This window comes from Pristimantibacillus sp. Z349TD_6, assembly GCF_056173205.1.
On the sequence record NZ_CM149662.1, the window covers coordinates 593117 to 615245 of the forward strand.

Sequence of the window (22129 nt, forward strand, 5' to 3'; positions counted from 1 at the left end):
AGCCGACAACGGCTAGATCCCTTTATATTCATTGCGTGGTCAGCCCTTGCTTCCAGGCTCCCGTGCTTTCTTTCCTTTTTCCCACCTAAATACTTTGTTTAATACTTTGAATACCCACTTCGACTCCTTAGTCAGAAGTGGTCCCAATATCGCCAGAATGAGTACATACAAGGCAGCGAATGGCTGCAGGAGCTCAAGCAAGCCGCCTGCTTTGCCGAGGTTCGCCATAATGATGGAGAACTCGCCGCGAGATACGATGGTCAAACCTATATTAGCCGATGCCTTCGGCGTTAAGCCAGCACTTTTACCGGCTAACATGCCTGCCAAGAAGTTACCGAATAGTGTAACGGCAACCGCACCAAGTGACAGCCATACGGCTCCGCCAAGTGCGAATGGGTCGATGGTCAGTCCGAAGCTAAAGAAAAATAAAGCGCCGAAGAAGTCACGGAAAGGCAAAATCATATGCTCAATCCGCTTCATGTGAACAGTCTCAGCTAGTACTAAGCCTACAAGCAAAGCACCGATCGCCTCAGCTACGTGAATCGTTTCGGAGAAGCCTGCTACGAGGAACAAGAAGCCGAATACGAGCAGCAGAAACAGCTCATTCGAGCGAATATTGAGAATTTTGTTCAGAAGCGGTGCAGCCTTCCTGCCGATAATCAAGAAGAGCAGCATGAATCCTAATGCATAGGAAGCAGACAGGAGTACTCCGCCTAAAGACGATGAATCACTGAGCACGAGTCCGGAGAGCACGGAAATATATACAGCAAGGAAGATATCCTCGAACATAATGATGCCGAGAATCATTTCTGTCTCCGGGTTGGCAGTCCTCTTTAAATCGACGAGCACCTTCGCGACGATAGCGCTCGATGAGATCGTTGTAATGCCGGCGATGACCATGGTTTCCGCTACAGGGAAGTCGTTGATCCAGCCAAATAATAAGCCAAGTGAAAAGTTGATTAGAATATAGATCGTTCCGCCTACCGCTATTGAGCGACCCGATTTCATTAATCGACCCACAGAAAACTCCAGACCTAAATAGAACAGGAGGAACAGCACGCCTAGCCGCCCCATGAATTCAATTAGTTCTGCACTATGAATAAACCTAAAGTCCAGTATGCCTACGTGCGGAGCATGTGGACCTACGGCCATGCCGATTAATATATAAAACGGGATGACGGAAAACCGAATTTTTGCAGCTAACAGCCCGACTAAGGCGATGAGTATAACAGCAAGACCGATCTCCAGCACCATGTGATCCATAATTAACGGCTCCCATTTTGCAGCATCAGCTTAAGAAGCTTCAGATGCTGGCGTTCACCTGCAACAATGAGGGTAGTATCCGCTTTGAATATATAGTCGGGGCCGGGATTAATATGTTTTTCTTCCTTCTCAACCGCAGCGATAATGGTCGCTCCAGTCGTTTGGCGAATATCGGCCTGACCGATCGTTCTGCCAATGCATGCAGCATTTGGTTCAATCTTGTACCACTCAATCGTTAGATCATCAAGTGCGACTTCAATCGTTTCAAGCGCTTTCGGCTTGTAGGTCATACCGCCAATGATGGCAGCGACTTGTCTTGCTTCTTCATCCTCTAAGGTAACCATGGAAATGCTATCGTCTGGATCCTCATAGTCAAAGTGATACATCTCACGGCGTCCGTCATCATGAATAATAATGACAAACTTATCGCCGCTCCTCGCCATAACTTGATACTTTCGGCCAATGCCGGGCAGATCGGATTCTCTAATATTCATTGTGTATGCCTCCTCATTTGTTGTTAGTATACGAACAAAATGAGAGGATTAACCAACGAAATGAGAAGTGAATTTAATCGGAGTCATGAGCAGATCGCGCAATCTCTGTCGATAAGTAGTGACGAGTGCGGATAGGGTTGTGGAACGCCAATAGATAAGCATGAGAGCATGCATATAGGCGGCAACGAGTGCGTTTTCAGGTAAAAATGTTGTGGCAGTGGTGCTCTGTTTGCGTACGGTTGACGTCGCATATTTGGCTGCCGCAGTAATGCGGCTTGCACCAGCTGTTAACTCAAACATATTGCCTGCTTGGTAGGCGAACAGCGCTGCGAGCAGCAGCGGAACAATAAGGAACAAGTTCATTAAATGCTTGCGGCTAATAGGGCTGAAATCATGTACGCCATTGTTCATCTGTCCACCTCCAAAGATTTCGTTAATATAAGTATAACTTATAAATTGAAAATTAAAAAGGCGATGTTACATATTAACAAAGAAAAATTGGTTATTGCCCTCTATTCCCAGCTGTTTAATAAATTGACGATAAACCATAAGCGTTATAAAATAAGTAAACGATTTTTTTAAGGCGAATAGAACGAAAAAGAGAGAAAGAAGGTTGAAATGGATGGGAGCAGAAGTGAAACAATTGTCACCGCTCGTACAAACGCTTGGTTTGAAGGAGCATATCGAGGGTGGCTGGTACAAGGAAATTTGGAAGGCTGGTTTCACAATACCGCAGGAGGTGCTTGGAGCTCCTTATTCAGGACCACGCTTCGCAGCATCATCAATTTATTTTATGCTTCATCCAGGTGAGTTTTCAGATTGGCATAAGGTTTATTCAGACGAGCTGTGGATGTGGCATTCGGGCAGTCCATTAATGCTTACGCTTGGCGGTACCGAAGATGCGCCGGAAACTAGAAAAGAAATTATTGTTGGACCTGATGTGCTGGCAGGTCATCAGCCGCAAGCCTTAGTGCCGGCTAATGAATGGCAAATGTCCCACCTGCTAGGGGACGAGCCTGTACTTGTTTCATGTGTCGTTGCTCCGGGTTTTCATTACGATGACTTTCAGCTTATAAAGAAATAAATTTCTTTTATGAAGTAAACGATTAAGAGCCATCCGAGCAGGGACACTCCCTTGCCGGATGGCTCTTATATTGCAATTAATAGGCTTCTTCCTCAACCTTCTGTTTCTCTAAATGAATGGATTCAATAAACAGCGTTGTAAGCTTAGGGTCCCATTGTGTGCCTTTGCCGTCTTCAAGAATGGAGAGTGCGCGCTCATACGTCATCCCCTTCCGGTATGGCCGATCGGAGGTCATCGCGTCGAAGGCATCAGCAATAGCGATTGCACGGCCAAACAAAGGAATATCAGTGCCTGCAAGACCATCGGGATACCCTTTGCCATCATAACGCTCATGATGGGAGCGTACCCCTGGCAGCAAGGCAGCCATTGCATCCGCAGGCTCAATTTGCTTCAATATATTTTCTCCGAGTACAGGGTGGAGCTTGATTTGATCAAACTCTTCATCGGTCAGCTTACCTTCTTTGAACAAAACATCGTCACGAACACCGATTTTTCCGATATCATGAAGGAGTGCTGCTTTGTGCAGCAGATCAATCTGCTGCTCAGACCATCCGTCGAGGCGGGCGATTTGAACAGAAAAATGGGCTACTCTCGTTGAATGGCCTGCCGTATAGGCATCGCGCGCGTCGAGTGCTGCCGCGAGTGTCATAAAATAGCTCTGAAGCAGCTGATTGTTGCGCTGCTCGCGTTCCTTTAGGCCGTTAACCATATGGTTGAAACCAGCAATAAGCTTGGAAAATTCATCGGAATACACATCAGCTGCGCTCGCTTCAAAGTTGCCAGATTCTACGCTGATCATGCCGGCTTGGATCGTTTGTATCGGATCTTCGATGCTGCGTGAGAGCAGTGAAGCTCCAAGAAGTGAGTAGAGAACGCCGATAATAAGAATAATGCCTGCCCATTGCCAATAAGCTAAGCTGCTGCCTGCTTGCGAGCTGTCAAGCCTTATTTGCGAAGCTAGTCCGAATAACAATAAGGGCAGCGCTCCAATTAGAAAAGCACTCAGTCGAAACTTCGTGCGGATGGATACAAGCACTTTGCCGCTCAGAGTAATTTCTTCTTTATATCGTTCACGATGTTGATTGCTGATATGTATGATAAGAGGTCGAATGGCTTTGGCTGTCAAGAAAAATTCAATCATGGCGTGCATGCTGGCAATCATGAAACATACAGCGACAGCGATTCCGATATAAAAATAGGGAATGCTTATAAAGCCAAGCTTAATAAAAAGGAAGGCTAAACCGACTGCTGGAATGACTAGGCCGAGAAGATGTGGACCAAATGTACGTTTAACAGATAATATCGGAAACGTATGTGTCTGGAGATAAGCTGTTTTTAGCTGATCAGAAGTTGGCTGCTGTCCTTGAAAGAGGAGCTGAATGGGTCTGAGATGCCGATAGAAGACGAAAAGTTCACATACAAGCATAATAATAAGAGATATAATCATGAGAGCGCCTATCGCTACGCTTTCATTAGAAGGAATCGAAAGTGTAGAAAACACGATGACTCCCCCAACTCCGACTACGGCGAGCGTGGATCCGAAGAGATAATTACGCAGGAGCTGGGAAAGAAAAGTGGCATATACAGGGTCTCTCATTCGTTCTTGCTTCGTAGATGTATTCATAAACCGAGACCTCATTTCCGCGGAATCATTAATACTAGTTCACAGTACCTACAGTATAGATCGGTATTTTTAAATTTGTAGATTAGCGATATGGGAGAATTAGGCACGACTATTAGCAACAAGAGAGGAATTAATAAGGTGAAGGAATCACTCTGGACCAAACCGTTTGTTTTGTTGATTTTATCTAATTTATTTTTGTTCTTATCACTGGAGATGCTGCTGCCTACACTTCCGATGTTTGCGGCAAATAAAGGCGGCTCGGATGCTGAGATCGGACTCATTATTGGTTTATTTACTTTTTCAGCTGTTTTATTAAGACCTTTTGTTGGTATGGCTTCAGATAAGTTTGGCAAAAAACTGCTTCTCCTCGTCGGTGTAGCCATTTGTTTAATCGGTACGGCCAGCTATTACGCCGCAGTGACGATTACGATGATGCTTATGCTGCGTATCGTACATGGTGTAGGCTTCGGTATTTCAACAACCCTGTACGGGACGGTTGCATCAGACATAATACCTGCCTCCCGCAGAGGAGAGGGCATGGGGTTTTTCGGTACAGGAAATGCTGTAGCCATTTCGCTCGGGCCCTTCCTTGGCATATGGTTGATGGAGGAGTTTGGTTTCTCCGTATTGTTCATTGTTGGCGCATGTATACTGCTGATTGCGATGGTTTGTACGGCCTTCGTCAAAGGTGACACCAAAGAGGAGAGGGCAAAGGCGCAAATCGCGTCCGCCACGGAAACCTCATTCATGCTGCGGTTTATTGAGCCGAAAGCACTTATGCCTTCTTTATTAGGACTGCTTGTAGGTTTGTCCCTGGGCGGTGTTATCAGCTTTATCACATTGTTCGGCAAAGAAACAGGCGTGCAAAATATAGGATTTTTCTTCCTTGTCCTTGCTATAAGCGAATTTTTAATACGTTTTATCAGCGGACGGATTTTCGATTCGAAAGGGAGATTCTGGGTACTGTTTCCTGCGGCAATATCTTGTATCGTGGGCTGCATAATCCTTTATATGACGAAATCTACTGGAACATTGCTGCTTGCAGCGGTGTTTTATGGAGCAGGCTTCGGGGCTATTTTCCCAGGCTTGCAGGCTTGGGTGATTGACAGGGTGGAGCCGCAGCGAAGAGGGGTGGCGACTGCAACTTTTTATAATGCATTCGATATCGGAATCGGAAGCGGAGCCATGCTGCTTGGTCTAGTCGCGACATGGTCGAATTATGCGACGATGTATCTCGTATCCAGTCTGTTCTTCGTCATTTACTTAGTTGTATATTTCATATATGAGAAGCAGCTTAAGCAAGCGGGTTTGGCGAAAATAGTAAAGCGATCGTAGCCGAGAAGAACAGCAGCGACGATCGCGTGGAATTAGTGTGATACGTATCGATCTTTTCCTTCGCGCTTCGCCTGGTACAGCGCTTTGTCCGCATGGGTAAACAGCTCATCTTGCTTAGCGGAGCAGCCAGGCTTCCATGTTGCTGAGCCCAAGCTTATCGTAACCTGTTGGCAGCCGGATAATTCTGCATGCGGTATTTTCAATTGTCTGACCGCTTCCAGAAGTCTAGATGCAATATTGGCGGCACGTTCTTCACTCGTTTGAGGTAAAATAAATCCAAATTCCTCGCCCCCATAGCGGGCGACAATATCAAGCGGACGCTTCAGGGCGCTTCGCAATGCGGCGGCGATTTGTCTGAGACATTCGTCGCCTTTTTGATGCCCGAACGTATCATTGAATAATTTGAAGTTGTCGATATCGCCAAGCATCAGCGTGATCGGCATATGGTGATGCTGTGCTTCCAGCCATTCCTTGTTCCAAGACTCATCAAACACTCGCCGATTTGCAATATTAGTCAACTCATCCACATGCGAGAGCTTATGCAATAATTGATATTTCTCAATCATTTTCAACTCATTTTCTTTGCGAGGGGTTACGTCTCTGGAGACAGAAACGATCGTCTGCGTGCGATCACCATCATGATAAATGACGCGGGAGGTCGTTTCGAGCCAGCGATAAACGCCTTCCTTGCGGCGCATGCGATACGTAATGGTATTGGCTTCAACGTTGCTGTAAATGAGCTCCTGATTTTCGAGCATTCTCCCTCTGTCATCAGGATGATACAAAACAAACGGTGACGATCCAATCAGCTCGTCATCGCGAAAGCCTAGCAGCATATAGCAAGCAGGGGATACATAAGTAAATAACCCATCTCGATCATGCTTGGAGATCATGTCGCTTGAATTCTCAGCTAACAGCCGGAAGCTCTTCTCGCTCTCCAGAAGCTTGTCAGCGATTCGCTTCCTCTCAGTAATTTGGCGAAAATGAACGGAGAGCCCAAATTCGGACGGGTATAAATTCGACTCAAACCAATTATTAAGCCGTGGAATAAATTGCTCGTACATGCGGTGCTGATTGGTTTCCATAGACAATCTATATTCTAGATGGCTTATGGACTCTGCGAGCCAAGGGAATAGCTCCCATATGCTATAACCAATCATTTGTTCCTTGTTTCGTTTAAATAGTTCTTGAGCCGCATTGTTCGTATAGATAAACCTAAATTCATGATCCAGTGAGAAAAATGCATCTGAGATACTCTCCAAAATAGTGGAGATACGCATCGTAAGCTGCCTTACTTCCGACACGGCTTGCGTCTTCTCTGTAATGTCCATCATTTGCGATATAAAATGACGTGGGGCGCCATGCCTATCATATACAAGGGATACGGAAAGAAGCACGGTTACAATGTCGCCGGTCTTTTTGAAGTATCTCTTCTCCATTTGAAAGGTGTCGATTTCGCCCTCGAGCAGCTGTTTCACGTAGCGGTAATCCTCTTCCAAGTCATCCGGATGGGTAATTTGGCCAAACGTAAGATTGATAAGCTCTTTCTCCTCATAACCCAGCATCGTTTGAGCGGAAGGGTTGGCTACGATAAAACGACCATCTAAATCTACTAATGCCATGCCTATTGAGGCATAATGAAAAGCGCTGCCGAATAAATCAGCTTCGCGCTTTGATTTCGAAAACAAGGTCAAGCTGCGCACCTCTCTGCGGTTCAGACTGGATAAGTTTGTTAGTACATAGTAAAGAATAGAACACAACCATCCGTTTGTCCACATGACTTCTGTAGGAAAGATCGTCTGCAAAAAAGTAAGCATGTGGTATTTTCGGCGCTATATTATTGTTGTTTTGAACAAAGCTTCGTATAATGAAACGTATCATGCGTATCTCGCCCATTCGTTTGGATAGGATAGGGATGAGACGTACCGGCAGAGCAATATTTGGGTCAATCAAAATGATAGAGGGGGAGCAGCAAAATGAGCAACGATATGAATTTATCGCCAGCGCAAATAGCGGCGATGATCGATCATACAATACTTAAAGCCGATGCAACAAAGGATGAGGTACTTCAAATTTGCCGCGAGGCTAAGCAGTATCAATTTGCGACGGTTTGCGTAAATGCAGGCTGGGTAGCAACAGCTGCTGAAGAACTAAAGGGATCGGGAGTAGGCATAACGACAGTCGTTGGTTTCCCATTAGGAGCGACGATGACGGCATCTAAGGCAGCAGAAGCGAAGTTTGCTATTGAAGCTGGAGCAACGGAAGTGGATATGGTACTAAATATCGGCTTGATGAAATCAGGCGATCTTGAAGGCGTGAAGCGTGATGTTGAGGGTGTAGCTGCGGCGGTTAAAGGACAAGCCCTGCTTAAAGTTATTCTTGAAACGGGACTTCTAACGGATGAAGAAAAGGTTGCCGCATGTGAAATTTGCAAACAGGCTGGCGCAGATTTCGTGAAGACATCGACAGGTTTTGGCAAGGGCGGCGCTACGGTAGAGGATATCGCGCTGATGCGCCGTACGGTAGGTCCTGACCTCGGTGTGAAAGCATCGGGCGGCGTACGCGACCGGGAAACTGCTCTGCAAATGTTCGCAGCGGGCGCAACACGTATTGGAGCAAGCTCTGGCATCGCTATCGTTACAGGCGGTCAAGGCGAAGGCTATTAGTTCGTAGCTCATAAAAAACAAAGAGGGAAGCCTTGCACCATGGAACCGAACCCATGGCTTGCAAGGCTTCCCTCTCTTTTTTGCTTCATGATTCCAATGTTACACGAGCTAAATGGCTGAATCGTTCGTCCAAAGCGAAGGGGCTTAACGTTCGCAGCTAATCGTCATGTTGGCATGCAGCTCTTCGCCAGCGTTCAGCATGACAAGCTCCTCTTGACGGTTAAGCTCGCCATTTTCAGCCATCCATGGCTCTACACATACGAAAGGCCGATCCTTAACGGACCAAAGTACCATATATTTGAAGATGTCATCGTAAGTTAGACGAACGCGAGCGCCTTGCAAAGCGACGAAGGAGATTTCGCTTTTCTTCGCATCGAGCAGGCATACGGATTCCACAAGTCCTTCCAAGTCGATAACTCCATCAAATGGTTTTTCTACATTATCGTTATAATCGACATAACGGGTAGCATCGCTTTCATAAGCGATCTTCTTACCCGAATCAATGGCGAAATAAGGATGGAAGCCAGCATAAAAAGGCATCGCAGCAGCTTCGCTTTGATTGCGGTACAGCTGACGCGTATGTAATTGACCATCCTGCAGTACATAGGTAAACAACAATTCGAATGCAAAGGGGTAGGAGCGCAGCGTTTCTTCATTGCTTTGCAGGCGGATTGTAATCGAAGCCTCACCATCCGTTTTTGTGCTGACAACATCCCATACCGCAGTACGGGCAACGCCGTGATTAGCCATCGTGTACGATTGACCGTTCCACTCATAAGTTTGGTTAGAAAGCTGCCCGCTAATTGGGAACAGGATCGGATTGCCGCCGCGAATATTGGCGGTTGGGTTCTCAAACGTCGATTTGTCCAAATAAAAGAGCTCTAGTCCATGCAGCTGGCAGCCGATAACGATACCGCCGCGCTCTGGACATACGATGATGCGGGATTGCGTGCTTTCTTCCGTTAATTCATACAAGGTATACGTATCCTTATAGCTGCGTACTTCGTAGTTGCTCACTTGTTTCCCTCCAATAATAGGTACATGACATATTTCACCATCATATCATATTCGCAATACACGCTACCTCACTATTTATGTCCTAAATCACGCCTACAGAGTCATTTCGCCCTCCCCGTCATCCGTACGACTATCCCTAACCGATCGATTGCCTGTTTTAAAATGGTCGAATCTAGTAAAACAATCATCTACGCCAATTGATAGTCATAGAATAATATATATTAACTTCAGAAGAATGACATAAAATTGAAGAGGCTCATCTGTCCTTCTGAAGCCAGAGCCTCCCTGAAGCCCATCCCTCCGGGCGAAAGGGGGGCTTTTTATTGTGAAAAAAGGACTGTGCCCATAGGTTATAAATAACCTATGAAGCACAGTCCCCTTTAAGAAAGCATTAGCTATTATTCAGCTTTTGGAGCGTCAGTAGCTGCTGGAGTCAGTGTGTTCGTGATTTTTGCTTTTGCACGAATTTCTGTCATCCAAGCTTCGGATAGCTCATTTGCTTCTGTAGCAACAAGCTGGTTCTTAATTTCTTCTTTTTTCTCTTCGAAGGTTGGAACAACAGCCGCTTGCTCAGCTGTCTTCTTAATAATGTGGAAGCCCATCTCGGATTGAACAACACCGCTGATTTCATTGATTTTTAGAGCAAAAGCAGCAGCTTCGAACTCAGGAACCATTTTCCCTTTTCCGAATAGGCCAAGATCTCCGCCATTATCTTTCGAACCTGGGTCGATCGATTTCGCTTTGGCAATTGCAGCGAAGTCGCCGCCTTGCTTAAGCTCAGCTAGAATAGCGTCAGCTTCTTCTTTTGTTGCTACCAAAATGTGTGAAGCTTGAATTTGCTCAGGCGTGCCAAGCGCAGCTTTGTTCGTATCATAGAACTGTTGAATTTCTTCCGCAGTTACGTCTGTTTTTGGCTCCAAAACTTTACGAATCGTTAAATTGATTTTTGTATCGCTTTTCAAGTTTTCAAGCGTCATGTTGTACTGAGCAAGCGCAGCATTGAACTGCTCGTCCGTACCGAAGTTCTTCTTGATCAGCGCAATTTCAGCATCTACGTCAGCGTCTGTAACTTTGACGTTATTTGCTTCTGCTTCTTGGACGATCAGCTCTTGTGTAATGATGTTCTCAAGTGTAGCCGGACCGCCTGCTTTAACTAGCTCATCGTAAAGTCTGTCTTTCCCTATGTTGACACCGTTGACAGTTGCCACGGTTTCATTGCTTGATCCAAATGGCGGTTTAATTAATACGACGATCAGCAAAATAGCTAGTACTGCTGAGACGATCACCCATGCTTTACCGCTTCCGCCTTTGGGAGCCTGATGAACGCTCTCCGAATTTAGGGCAGCAGCACGAACCTCGTCGTTTGAATCTTCAGGAAGCTCTTCGTTTAATTCTTGTTGAAGCTCCTCTTCGATAGCTGTATCTTGATCCGAAAGCTTGTCCTGCTCTTCTGTCTGTTCGAGCTCGTAACGTTCTTCCTTCGCAGTCAATTCGTTTTCTGCGTCTTTGTTTGGCTGCGATTCCTTGTTATTCATTCCATAAACTCCCTTCAATTTACCTGTCTTCAACTACTATAACAAAACAAGATTGAAAAAACCTTAATCTAAAATAAAAATATATTTTGTCGGTTTGAATTATCCGTATTTCCGCGAAATTTCACTATTTATAGGTTGACTGCGTGATGATATGATAGTAAAAGACGAATATCCAACATTATCCTACAAGTTTCATGTTGGTTTTTGATGAAGCTTTACATTTTGCGCCTCCCACAGGCGGTTTGTTTACCAGCAAATACATATAAAGAACGACATCTAGGAGGAATAAGCTTGCGCAAAAATATGTGGGTATACACACGTTTAGTTTTATTAATGCTTTTGCCGTTGGCAGGCTATTTTGCGCTGCGAGGTTCGGAGCTTGATAAGAGCATTAACGCACCTCAAGAGCATTTTTATATCGTCAGTCTCGTAGCCATGATCTCACTGATCCTTGCTATTGCTGTAGGTTTCGTCGCGATTACCCTTCGCAATATTAAGATTAGTTTTCTATCGTTATCTTATGTATCATTATCTGCATTGTTTGTTCTGCATGGCTTATCTACCCCTGGTTTTTTAACGCATCACTCAAGTACTGCAGGCAGCACTGCTCAGCTTAGCGTTATACTGGCCGTTGTATGGTTGTGGTTGTCCTCTATATCTGTAGATCGTCCTCTCATCAAATGGTTTGCGCAGTTGCAGCGAATGCTTTTGCCCTTATGGATATCCTTGCTTCTTGCCCTTTGCACCATCCTTTGGTTTCACCCGAATCTTATTCTATTTCTACATTTTAAGGAATTGCCAATGAAATGGGCCGCAAGCCTATTTACGATCGCTTTGAATGGCTGGACAATATATCGGTATTTGCAAGCGTACATATCCTCTCGTTTTCCATTGCAGCTCGCCATCGTGTACAGCTCAGGCTGGATGATTATTGCACAGCTGATTATCGTTAGTGGCGAGGCTTGGAATATAAGCTGGTGGCTTTACCATTTCTTATTGCTTGCTTCAGTTGTCGTCATGGTTTGGGGTATTGTAAATCAATATGTCAGCTCCAAATCCATTACAGCCTCTATTAAGTTGATGTTCCGAGCCAATCCGCGGGATTGGATTAACACCTATATGTCTTCAAGCGTTCGAGAGTTGGTGATGACAACGGAAGCACGTGATTCTTACACAGCAGGCCATAATTATCGGGTAGCCCTCTATGCTTTGAAGCTGGGAGAGGAGCTCTCACTCAGCTCAGCTGAATTAAGAGCGATTGCACAAGGCGGATTAGTTCATGATGTTGGCAAATTGCGAATACCGGATACGATTTTGAACAAGCCAGGCAAGCTTACACCTGAGGAACGTGAAATTATTGAGGTGCATCCTATATCGGGCTACGATTTGTGCAAAAGATTAGGTTTTATGCCGGAGGAGCTTTCTGTTATAAGGTCTCATCATGAGAAGTGGGACGGCAGCGGATACCCTGATCAGCTTGCAGGTGAACAGATACCGCTGCTTGCACGGGTCACTGCCGTAGCAGATGTTTATGATGCCTTGACCTCGTCACGTTCTTACCGAAAGGCGATGTCGCATGAGGCAGCTATGGAAATTATCCTAAAGGAGAGCGGGCGACATTTCGACCCTGTGTGCGTTCAGGCATGGGAGCGTCTTGTTCGGGAGCAAACGAGCTTTTTCGAGGAAACCGTCCGCAACAGTCCGCATTTGAAGCTGGAGAAAAGGATGATCAAATAGTTGCATTTCCATTTGGCAAGCTGCAGTTGTACAATATACGGGAAGCAGCTTGTTGTTGATTAATTAGCACAATAAGCGATTCCAATAACGGTTTGGGGGAATATTGAACATGACTTATTTAGCGGCTAATAATCGGTATGAGAGCATGAAGTATAACCGTGTCGGACGAAGCGGCTTAAAGCTGCCGGCAATTTCCTTAGGATTGTGGCATAATTTCGGCGGCATTGACCGTCATGAGAATGGGCGTGCCATGGTACGCCGTGCATTTGATTTAGGCATTACGCACTTCGATCTTGCGAATAACTATGGACCGCCTGCGGGCTCAGCGGAAGAAATGTTTGGCCAAATACTTAAACAAGATTTTGCAGCATATCGTGATGAGCTTATTATATCAACCAAAGCTGGCTACTATATGTGGGAAGGCCCTTATGGCGAATGGGGCTCACGCAAATATTTGATTTCCAGCTTGGATCAGAGCTTGAAGCGGATGAACCTTGACTATGTCGATATTTTTTATCACCATCGTCCAGATCCGGATACACCGCTTGAAGAAACGATGGGGGCTCTTGATCATATTGTGCGCCAAGGAAAAGCGCTGTATGTCGGCGTTTCGAATTACAATCCAGAGCAAACAGCTAAAGCGGCCGCTATTCTGAAGGATCTAGGTACGCCTTTCCTTATTCATCAGCCATCCTATTCGATGTTCAATCGCTGGATCGAGAACGGCTTGCAGGATGTTTTGGATGAAGAAGGCATTGGTTCGATCGTATTCTCTCCGCTTGCTGGAGGCTTGCTGACGAATCGTTATTTGAACGGTGTTCCTGCTGATTCACGCGCTGGAGGACCAAGTGTGTTTCTGAAGGCGGATCATATTACAGACAGCACATTGAATAAAATTAAGCAGTTGAATGAGATTGCACAGCATCGTGGACAATCGCTTGCCCAAATGTCTCTTGCTTGGGTACTCCGAGGCGGAAGAGTAACTTCGGCTTTGATCGGAGCAAGTCGTGTTGAACAAATTGATGATAATGTCGCAGCATTAAGCCGTCTTGATTTCAGCGATGAGGAGCTTAGCCGGATTGAATCGGTGCTTGCAGCCGAATAACTTAGTATAAATTATTATGAGACGCTAGAGCAGCTAACCGCAGTGTTGCGGCATGCAGGCTCTAGCGTTTTTTTATTATCCAAATAATAGTTGAAAGAGATATAATAGTGTCAAAGTCAGGCAGATTTGGCTCATGCGTAGCGGAAGGTGGAAGTGGTTTGAAAAAAATGTCGTTGCGTACAAAAGGTTTGATCCTGATTGTTCTCATTTCTTTTTTTCCGTTGTTAATTGCCGGAATAGGCAACTATTCTGCGGTCAAGGATGCAATGCTTAAATCCGAAATCGAGAAAACAAGCAGTATGCAAAACAAACGTGCAAACGAATTGGCGTCATGGATGGCTATCCGCAAGGCGGAGGTTATTGTGATGAGCCGAACAGAGGTTGTCCGTTTTGGCACAGATGAGGAGCGTCTTCATTATTTTGGACGTGAGCTCGTTCGTGGTGGCTTTATCTATCACTCGATTGGGTATATTGATGAATCGGGTATAAGCCTGCGTACCGATGGTATTAGAAGAGATATGAGCATGGAGTCATTTTTTCAGGAGTCGATTACAGGCAAAGTGGTCATTACGGACCCATTTAAGCCTTCTTTTTCTGATGCTACGCAATCATTTATTGTTGTACCTGTATATGGGGCTACGAATGAACTCAAAGGAGTTGTGTATGCCTCTATTGTCATGGCGACACTTCGGCCATTCATTGAATTTACAGGCGATCAAACGATTATACGCTTGTTCAATGATGAAGGCGGCATCATCTATAGCTCTGATAACCAAGAGATCATTAGCAAGGGCTTATTTCATGAGAAGTCTTCCTTGTCTCCGATTGCGGAGAAGATGCTTGGCTCCTATGAGGGTGTTTCGGAAATTAATATAGCGGGAAGATCGTACGCGGTTTTTCATACAAAGGTGAGTGAAACGCCATGGCGTTTTGCATTGCAAGAGCCAATGTCCAAGCTGGAAGAAGAGGTAAAGCCGATCTTTTGGCGTATTTTCACGACGATTGCCGTCTCAGAAGTGATTATTGTTATCTTCTTCTTTCTCTACTTCGAACGTATTGTGAAGCGGTTAGAACGTATTTTGGGCGTTACGGAGCAGGCTGCTGCGGGGAGCTTCGAGGCTGAGCATCTTGAAGTTGAGCCATATGACGAGATTGGTCAGCTTGGTCATTCTGTGAACGGCATGATGGAGCATTTGCAAGAAATGTTCGATCGCCTTGAGGCAATCATTAATCAGAATCAATATGCATTTATCGTACTCGACGATCAGTATAAGGTCACTTATCTGAATAAAACAGCTGAAGAGATGCTGGGCTATAAGACTTCGGAGCTGGCTGGAAGCGCTACACCGCTGTTGTTCATGGATCTAGATGAGGTTCGCTTGGAAGCTGAGAAGCTTAGCGAACAGCTTGGCAGAACGGTTCAGCCTGGTCTTGAAGTATTCAAGGAGCTCCGCAGCACGAGCTTCTCCTATGAGAGGGAATGGACCTTTATTCATAAAAACGGAACAAGAATTCCAACGCTGCACAGCTCGAATGGTTTGCGTGACCGCAATGGGCGGTTCTCTGGCGTTGTAGGCATGGTGCTCGATATATCCGACCGCAAGCATGTAGAGAAGGCACGCAACCGGTTGCTCGACATCGTTGAATCAGCCAAGGATTTAATAGCTTCAGTCAGCTCAAGAGGCAAGCTCGTCTATATGAATGGGGCAGGCAGAGAAATGCTGGGCTTGCAAAGCAATGCGGATCAGGTGCATATGGTAGAGGAATATTCTCATCCAGAAATGTATTCGGAGCTTGTGAGAGGAGCTGCGCTCGCCAAAGAGTTTGGTTACTGGGAAAGCGACGCGCAGTTGATGAAGCGAAATGGCGAGGCGCTGTACGTTTCCATGGTCATTGTGCCGCATAAGGATGAAGATACGGGTGAGCTGTTTTTCTCTTGTATAGCAAGAGATATTTCGGAGCAGAAGATGGTGCAGGAGAAGCTTGTTCGTGCCACGCTCGAAGCGGAAGAAGCGAATCAAGCGAAGAGCCGATTCCTGGCACTCATGAGCCATGAGATACGCACGCCGCTTAATGGCATTATCGGCTTGACGCAATTAATGCGCAAGACAGGGCTGTCTTCGTCACAGAAGGATTATATGGATAAGATGAATACATCCTCGGAGACACTGCTGCGGATTATTAATGATATTTTGGATTTCTCCAAAATTGAAGCAGGCAAGGTCGACATCGAACGTCAGCCGTTCCAGCCTGAGGAGCTGATGCACCGAATCACCGATCAATTAAGCGTATTTATGGGCGGTAAAGAGCAGTTTGAATTCATTATTGATACGCCAGAGGAACTGCCGCAAACGATTATTGGCGATGCGCTGCGTCTTGAGCAGGTGCTGCTCAATTTATGCATGAATGCGATCAAGTTTACGAATAGAGGAAAAGTAAGGCTGAAGCTGGAGATAGTGGAGCAGACGGATAAAGGGGTTAACGTGAAGTTTATCATCTCGGATACGGGGATTGGGATGAGCGAGGCGCAGGTCCAGAAGCTCTTTAAACCGTTTACGCAAGCGGATGGATCAACAACACGGAAATTTGGTGGAACAGGACTTGGACTTGTCATATCCAAATCATTTGTTGAATTAATGGGAGGCAAGCTAAAGGTTACCAGTAAAGCGCTTGTTGGAAGCGAGTTTTACTTTACGCTGCCATTTACTATTATTCATAAGTATACCGAACCGCGTTTGCAGGTACATCAGGATTTATTGGAGCAGCCCGTATGGATCGTAGAGGATGATGACGAAATGCGGGAGCACTGGAGCGATATTATCGAATCGTTTGGCTTGACACCTATTCCATTTCACTCTTGGAAAATGGCTAGAGATCGCCTGCGCCGCATTGGAGCTGGCGCACTGCCGAAGCTTATCGTACTGGATATGGAGATGCCGGATATGTACGGTGCAGAAACCTGGCTTGAATTCCATCGTGATGCGGAACTAGCCGGTGTCAAAACCATTGCTATGACGACCTCTTATGGACGCGACGAAATGATGCAGCTTCCTGCTGAGCAAAGACCGGTCACATTGTTAATTAAGCCTATCATGAGGACGGCTATGCTTCGTGCAATTGAAAGTGTTCTCGATCATAAAGGCACGGATGGGAAGGAACAAGAAATCGAGTCAGTAGCAACGATTCAACAAAATGTGACAAATACGCGGATTTTGTTAGCAGAGGACAATAAAATTAATCAGCTGGTTGCAATCGAAATTTTGAAGGAGCGGGGCTACGAGGTCGGCTTAGCTGAGAATGGCGAAGAAGTGCTGATTAAGCTGGGTGAAGAGCGCTGGGATCTTATATTAATGGATATTCATATGCCGATAATGGATGGATCGGAAGCGGTTCGCATCATTCGCACACAAGCTAAATATGATCATATTCCGATTATTGCCGTAACGGCAAACGTGCTTCGCAATGATCACGAGCGTTATTTGAAGCTGGGGATGAATGATGTGGTAACGAAGCCTATTTCCTCCGAGCGAATTCATAATGTCATTTCCTATTGGCTGAAGGAAATCAACGGTTCGACTATTCAGCCGGTCGTCAAATCGGGTCTAAATGATCGTTCACGTGCATTAGAACCAGCAAATATAGATAGTTTGCCGTCTATTGACGGCATGGACGTTGAAAGCGCACTAGCAAGAGTGAATGGAAAACTGCCGATCTTGCTGCATATGATGGAGCAATTTATGCTTGATTACGATTCATTTGCAGACCAGCTGCGAATGATGGTTAAGCAATCGGAGCTAACAATTGTCAAACGAATGGCTCATACACTTAAGGGGGCTGCCGGTTATTTATCCGCCTATGAATTGTTAGAGGCGGCTTGTGAGGTTGAGCGAATCGTGAAGCTGCCGGAGCTTGAGTCGGACAATTTGCAAAAAGCTATTAATCAGTTAGAGGTGACGTTAAAGCGGCTTTTGGATGGGCTTCGGAAAGCGAAAGATGTATTCGACAATAAAACCTAACAAATTTCTAACAACTTGTTGTTCCTTTAATAACGTTAAGGTATAGTAGAGATACAAAAAATATTCGACAGAAATCTTCAATCCTCAAAAAGGGTGACGACAATGTATAAGGTTTTAGTTATTGAAGATGACGTCATGATGAGTGATATGCTGTCTATGTATTTATCCGAGGAAGGCTATTCTGTCATGCAAGCTTATAGAGCGGACGATGGATTAAGACTCGCATCAGAGTTTAATCCGGACTTGGTGCTGCTTGATTTAATCTTGCCCGATCTGGACGGAATGGAAGTGTGTGCGCTAATTAGAAAGCGCTCTAACGTACCGATTATGATTCTATCCATGAAGAGCGAAGTGTCAGAAAGAGTTCAGGCTTTAAAGGCTGGAGCGGATGATTACATGTGCAAACCATTCAGCATGCACGAAATGACAGCTAGGGTAGAGGCGTTAATTCGTCGATCGAATACGATGCAGACAGAGACAGCGCAGCAGGTTTCAGCAGCAGTGGAAGCGACCGAAGAGGGGGAGCTCATTCAGCTTGATTTTGAGAGACGCCTATTGCTGGTTCGCGGGAAGTTAGTTGAAACAACCTTCTCGGAATATGAGCTGATGAAATTATTTCTTGCACATCCGGGCAAGGTGTTTAGCAGGGAAGAACTTATAAATACGATTCGCGGCTTTGATTCCTTCGTAACAGACCGTGCGATAGACGTACATATCGTCAACCTTCGCAAGAAGATTGAACAGAACCCGAAGGAACCGCGGCTCATTCGAACGGTTTGGGGATTCGGCTATAAGTATACCGCTCAGCATACGAGCAAGAATCAAAGCTGAATAAGCTATTATGTAAGAAGAATCACTCTATAACATGGAGTGATTCTTTTTTTTTGCCCAGCAGTACTTTGAATATTCGCTGCCATTCTCCTAATTGTAAGGTTGTTAGAACGGGTATTAAATTATCTAACAATGTTCTAAATATTGCTCATTAATTTTTCTAATAGTTGTATGGCAAAATGAGTGTATATTACGGAAATGGAAAAGGATGGTGGTCGAACAACATGGATGCGTTGACCGGTTTGCCTTGTCGCAAGGAGGCTTTTGCACAGCTGGAATTGGCCGTAAATGTCGTACGTGCAGCAGGCAAGCGGATGGTGGTGGCGTTGGTGGATTTGGATAAATTTTATCGCTTAAATGAAACCAAAGGAACAGAGTTTGGCAACCATGTACTCCTCATGATGGGGCAGCGTTTGGCTGAAGCTAGAAAGGCTGCTACAACGGTGAGTAGAGTTGGTGGAAACAGATTTATGGTAGCTATGCCTGTAGAACATGATGAATGTCAAAGCATGCAAGCTGTGGAGGCTATCAAAAATGCGATTGAGCGTCCCATCGATATTAACGGAGCTGAGCTGTATTTGACCTCGAGTATTGGGGCTACGTTATACCCGAAGGATGGACGAACAAGCGAACAGCTCATATGCCGAGCGGAGTCTGCCCTATACCAATCAAAAGAGCAGGGCGGCAATCGAGCAAGATTTTATAATTTGGAAGATACGAATAAGCTTAACCGACGCATCGCTATCGAAGCGGCGTTAAGACCGGCATTATATTTACAGCAATTTCACCTCAGCTATCAGCCTATCTATCGCATGGAGGACGGCAAGCTTAGAGGATTTGAAGCGCTGCTGCGCTGGCAGCATCCTGAGCTTGGCGATATTTCACCTACAGAATTTATACCTATAGCAGAGCATAGCGGTCTCATTGTACCTATTGGAGAATGGGTGCTTAGAGAATCGTGCAAAACGCTCGCGAACATGAGCAAATATGGTTTGAATAGTCTTAACATGTCAATTAATATATCTTCTCTTCAGCTGCAAGATCCGACCTTTTCACAAACGGTGCTGCATGTGTTAAAGGAATATGAGCTTGCGCCCTCCTCATTTGAGCTTGAAATAACGGAAAGCTGTATGCTTCATACTTCAACTACAGCCATGACTACACTTAGCTGGCTTCGAGCAGCTGGCGTTCGAATCATACTAGACGATTTTGGAACAGGCTTCTCTTCCCTCACCAACTTGAATCAATTGCCGATTCATTGCCTTAAGATCGATAAGTCATTCATTAGAAACATTGATCTACAAAGCGCGGATCGCATTATCGTTGAAGGCATCATTAATCTCGTTCATAAGCTTGGTCTTGAAGTAATTGCCAAGGGAGTAGAGTACAAGGAACAATACGAATTATTAGGCGAATGGGGTTGCAATTATGTACAGGGATTCCTTCTGGGCAAACCACAGGAACCTGACGTGCTTGATATATCCATGATACGACGTTCGGAATACACAGCAAAGAAGATGACTAAAGGAGAACTGTAAAGTGAGTCTATTGAGCAAGCTAAAAAATCTTCGATCGATCAAACCTACGATTCGTATAAAGCTAATGGCGTTATGCTTGTCGCTTCTTTTAATTCCTAGCATTCTAGTTAGTACTTTAAGTTACAATACTGCTGTTAGCGAACTGGACAACGGCGGCGAGAAGCTGCTTCAAAATAGCGTTAAAAGCACCATCGGTTTAATTGCATTGCTTGACACACAGGTGAAAGCAGGAGCGATTGACCGTGCCAAAGCAGAGGAGTTCGTCAAAGTCTCTATGCTTGGGCCAAAAAATGAGGCAGGCAAACGGCCTATCAATAAAAGCATTGATCTCGGCGAAAACGGTTATGTTTTTGCATTAGACAAAGATTCACTCACGATTGCCCATCCCACGATGGAGGGCAGCAGTCTTGCTGGACTTAAGTACGGCGATGGAGAACCTGTGCTCGATTCTGAATGGGGCCTCCCTGTTGCGGATGCTTTCATGAAGAAAGCGGAGTCGGGTGGCGGTTTTGTTTATTATACCTGGGCGCTTCCGGGTACAGAGAATGAACTGGCGTCGAAAATTACTTACTTAGAGAAGGACCCTCACTGGGGCTGGATTATTGCCTCGGGAACATATATGCAGGATTTTAATAAGGGTGCTGAACAGATTGTGACGGTTACAATCGTTACCTTATTAATTACGATAGCGGTCGGTATGGCAGCGACAATACTGTTTACGATCCGCATGACACGGCCAATCAAGCAGGTTTCTGCGCTTTCGATGGAGGTTGCAAAAGGTAATCTTCAAATAGAACCAATTATTTGCCATTACCGAGATGAGACAGGTGTACTTGTTGTAAGCTTTAATGAAATGGTAAAGCAGCTTAAAACGCTTGTGCACGAGGTGGGGAGCAGCGTCGATCAGGTAGCCGCTTCCTCGGAGGAACTTATGGCTAGTGGTGAGCAAACCAGTCATGCAAGCGAACATATCGCATATACAATTCAGAAGGTAGCAGATGGGGCTGAGAAGCAATCGGCTAGTGCTGAGCAGAGCTTTCAGGTTATACATGAAATGTCGGCAAGCGTTCAGCAAATTGCGGTCAGCACGGAGCAAGCGTCACATGCAGCCAAAAAAACTTCCCGCCAGGCAACAGAAGGAAACGAGACGCTGCAGCAGGCAGTTGTTCAAATGGAATCAATCCAGCTATCTTTTAATAGTTTGGCTGCAGCCGTACAAGGACTTGGGAATCGATCCACGGAAATCGTTAGAATGGTGCAGGTTATATCAGACATTTCTGCTCAGACGAATCTGCTAGCACTGAACGCTTCAATAGAAGCGGCGAGGGCGGGCGAGCATGGCAAAGGCTTCGCGGTTGTAGCTGGCGAGGTTCGCAAGCTGGCAGAGCAAACGAAGGAATCAAGCGATCATATTACGAAGATTGTTATGGCTGTTGGCACGGAGACGGAACGTGTGGTGCTGGCGATGAATGATGCGGGCACTGTCGTATCCGGCGGCATCCAAGCAGTTGAAGGAGCAGGCCGCATGTTTGGCTCTATACGGGACGAGGTTATGCAGGTCGCTGAGCAAATTGATGAGGTTTCGCAAGCAGCAAATGGTATTGCAGCAGGTACGGAGCAGGTGATGCTGACGATTAAAGAGGTCGTTGATATCGCGGTTGAAGGGGCTTCTGGTACGCAATCTGTAGCTGCAGCGGCGCAGCAGCAGACGGCATCGATGGAAGAAATTGCAGCGGCATCAGCTATGCTTGCCAATATGGCAGAGCATTTGCAGAAGGAAATTATGAAATTTAAGGTTTAGCTTAAAGGAGAATGAGTAATGCCCTAGCAGCGATATGCTGTTGGGGCTTTTTTTAGGTGAATGGGATTGATAAAAACACAAAA

The 22129-nt window shown here is 45.6% G+C and carries 16 protein-coding genes; 9 read left to right on the forward strand and 7 right to left on the reverse strand.

From position 1 onward, the window contains the following. Nucleotides 1-39: 39 nt before the first annotated feature. The 3 genes from AC0VYE_RS02640 to AC0VYE_RS02650 are packed head-to-tail and all read right to left on the reverse strand — an operon-like array spanning nt 40 to nt 2168. A complete protein-coding gene (locus AC0VYE_RS02640; RefSeq protein ID WP_076268433.1) occupies nt 40-1263 on the reverse strand; it encodes a cation:proton antiporter in 1224 nt (407 codons plus the stop codon). A gap of 2 nt (nt 1264-1265) precedes the next feature. Then, entirely contained in the window at nt 1266-1757 is a 492-nt protein-coding gene (locus AC0VYE_RS02645) for a cation:proton antiporter regulatory subunit (protein ID WP_076268432.1), read from the reverse strand. A gap of 48 nt (nt 1758-1805) precedes the next feature. After that, complete coding sequence (locus AC0VYE_RS02650; RefSeq protein WP_076268431.1) at nt 1806-2168, reverse strand: hypothetical protein; 363 nt, start codon at nt 2166-2168, stop codon at nt 1806-1808. Nucleotides 2169-2379: 211 nt separating this feature from the next. On the opposite strand from AC0VYE_RS02650, the gene AC0VYE_RS02655 reads away from it, so the two are divergent. Next, on the forward strand, nt 2380-2841 hold the full coding sequence (locus tag AC0VYE_RS02655) for a cupin domain-containing protein (protein ID WP_441910527.1): 462 nt from the start codon (nt 2380-2382) through the stop codon (nt 2839-2841). A 76-nt stretch (nt 2842-2917) separates the two neighbouring features. Here AC0VYE_RS02655 and AC0VYE_RS02660 read toward each other — a convergent pair whose 3' ends face one another. Further along, on the reverse strand, nt 2918-4465 hold the full coding sequence (locus tag AC0VYE_RS02660; protein WP_475445857.1) for an HD domain-containing phosphohydrolase: 1548 nt from the start codon (nt 4463-4465) through the stop codon (nt 2918-2920). 138 nt (nt 4466-4603) lie between these two features. Between AC0VYE_RS02660 and AC0VYE_RS02665 the strand changes: the two genes are divergently transcribed. Beyond that, nucleotides 4604-5800 (forward strand): MFS transporter, encoded by a 1197-nt coding sequence (locus AC0VYE_RS02665; RefSeq protein WP_083682029.1) that lies wholly within the window; start codon nt 4604-4606, stop codon nt 5798-5800. Nucleotides 5801-5832: 32 nt separating this feature from the next. Here AC0VYE_RS02665 and AC0VYE_RS02670 read toward each other — a convergent pair whose 3' ends face one another. Then, the gene (locus tag AC0VYE_RS02670) at nt 5833-7494 is read right to left on the reverse strand and encodes a PAS domain S-box protein (RefSeq protein WP_076268418.1); all 1662 of its coding nucleotides are present in this window, start codon (nt 7492-7494) and stop codon (nt 5833-5835) included. 282 nt (nt 7495-7776) lie between these two features. On the opposite strand from AC0VYE_RS02670, the gene deoC reads away from it, so the two are divergent. Beyond that, nucleotides 7777-8466: a deoxyribose-phosphate aldolase gene (deoC, locus tag AC0VYE_RS02675; RefSeq protein WP_083682025.1), complete on the forward strand. Its 690-nt coding sequence runs from the start codon at nt 7777-7779 to the stop codon at nt 8464-8466. Between the two features lie 144 nt (nt 8467-8610). On the opposite strand, the gene AC0VYE_RS02680 is transcribed toward deoC, so the two are convergent. Both AC0VYE_RS02680 and AC0VYE_RS02685 read right to left on the reverse strand, forming a co-directional pair. Then, nucleotides 8611-9483: an aldose epimerase family protein gene (locus AC0VYE_RS02680; RefSeq protein WP_475445860.1), complete on the reverse strand. Its 873-nt coding sequence runs from the start codon at nt 9481-9483 to the stop codon at nt 8611-8613. A 398-nt stretch (nt 9484-9881) separates the two neighbouring features. Then, the gene (locus AC0VYE_RS02685; RefSeq protein WP_475445862.1) at nt 9882-11018 is read right to left on the reverse strand and encodes a peptidylprolyl isomerase; all 1137 of its coding nucleotides are present in this window, start codon (nt 11016-11018) and stop codon (nt 9882-9884) included. 291 nt (nt 11019-11309) lie between these two features. On the opposite strand from AC0VYE_RS02685, the gene AC0VYE_RS02690 reads away from it, so the two are divergent. From AC0VYE_RS02690 to AC0VYE_RS02715, 6 genes are all read left to right on the forward strand, one after another. Continuing rightward, a complete protein-coding gene (locus AC0VYE_RS02690) occupies nt 11310-12755 on the forward strand; it encodes an HD-GYP domain-containing protein (protein ID WP_256710908.1) in 1446 nt (481 codons plus the stop codon). A gap of 109 nt (nt 12756-12864) precedes the next feature. Continuing rightward, on the forward strand, nt 12865-13860 hold the full coding sequence (gene mgrA, locus AC0VYE_RS02695) for an L-glyceraldehyde 3-phosphate reductase (RefSeq protein WP_076268415.1): 996 nt from the start codon (nt 12865-12867) through the stop codon (nt 13858-13860). Between the two features lie 167 nt (nt 13861-14027). Then, the gene (locus tag AC0VYE_RS02700) at nt 14028-17876 is read left to right on the forward strand and encodes a response regulator (protein ID WP_475449405.1); all 3849 of its coding nucleotides are present in this window, start codon (nt 14028-14030) and stop codon (nt 17874-17876) included. A 102-nt stretch (nt 17877-17978) separates the two neighbouring features. After that, entirely contained in the window at nt 17979-18707 is a 729-nt protein-coding gene (locus AC0VYE_RS02705) for a response regulator transcription factor (protein ID WP_076268413.1), read from the forward strand. Between the two features lie 224 nt (nt 18708-18931). Continuing rightward, entirely contained in the window at nt 18932-20245 is a 1314-nt protein-coding gene (locus AC0VYE_RS02710; protein WP_076268412.1) for a putative bifunctional diguanylate cyclase/phosphodiesterase, read from the forward strand. A gap of 1 nt (nt 20246) precedes the next feature. Beyond that, nucleotides 20247-22046, forward strand: coding sequence for a methyl-accepting chemotaxis protein (locus AC0VYE_RS02715; RefSeq protein WP_475445866.1), 1800 nt, complete (start codon nt 20247-20249; stop codon nt 22044-22046). Nucleotides 22047-22129: the final 83 nt, after the last annotated feature.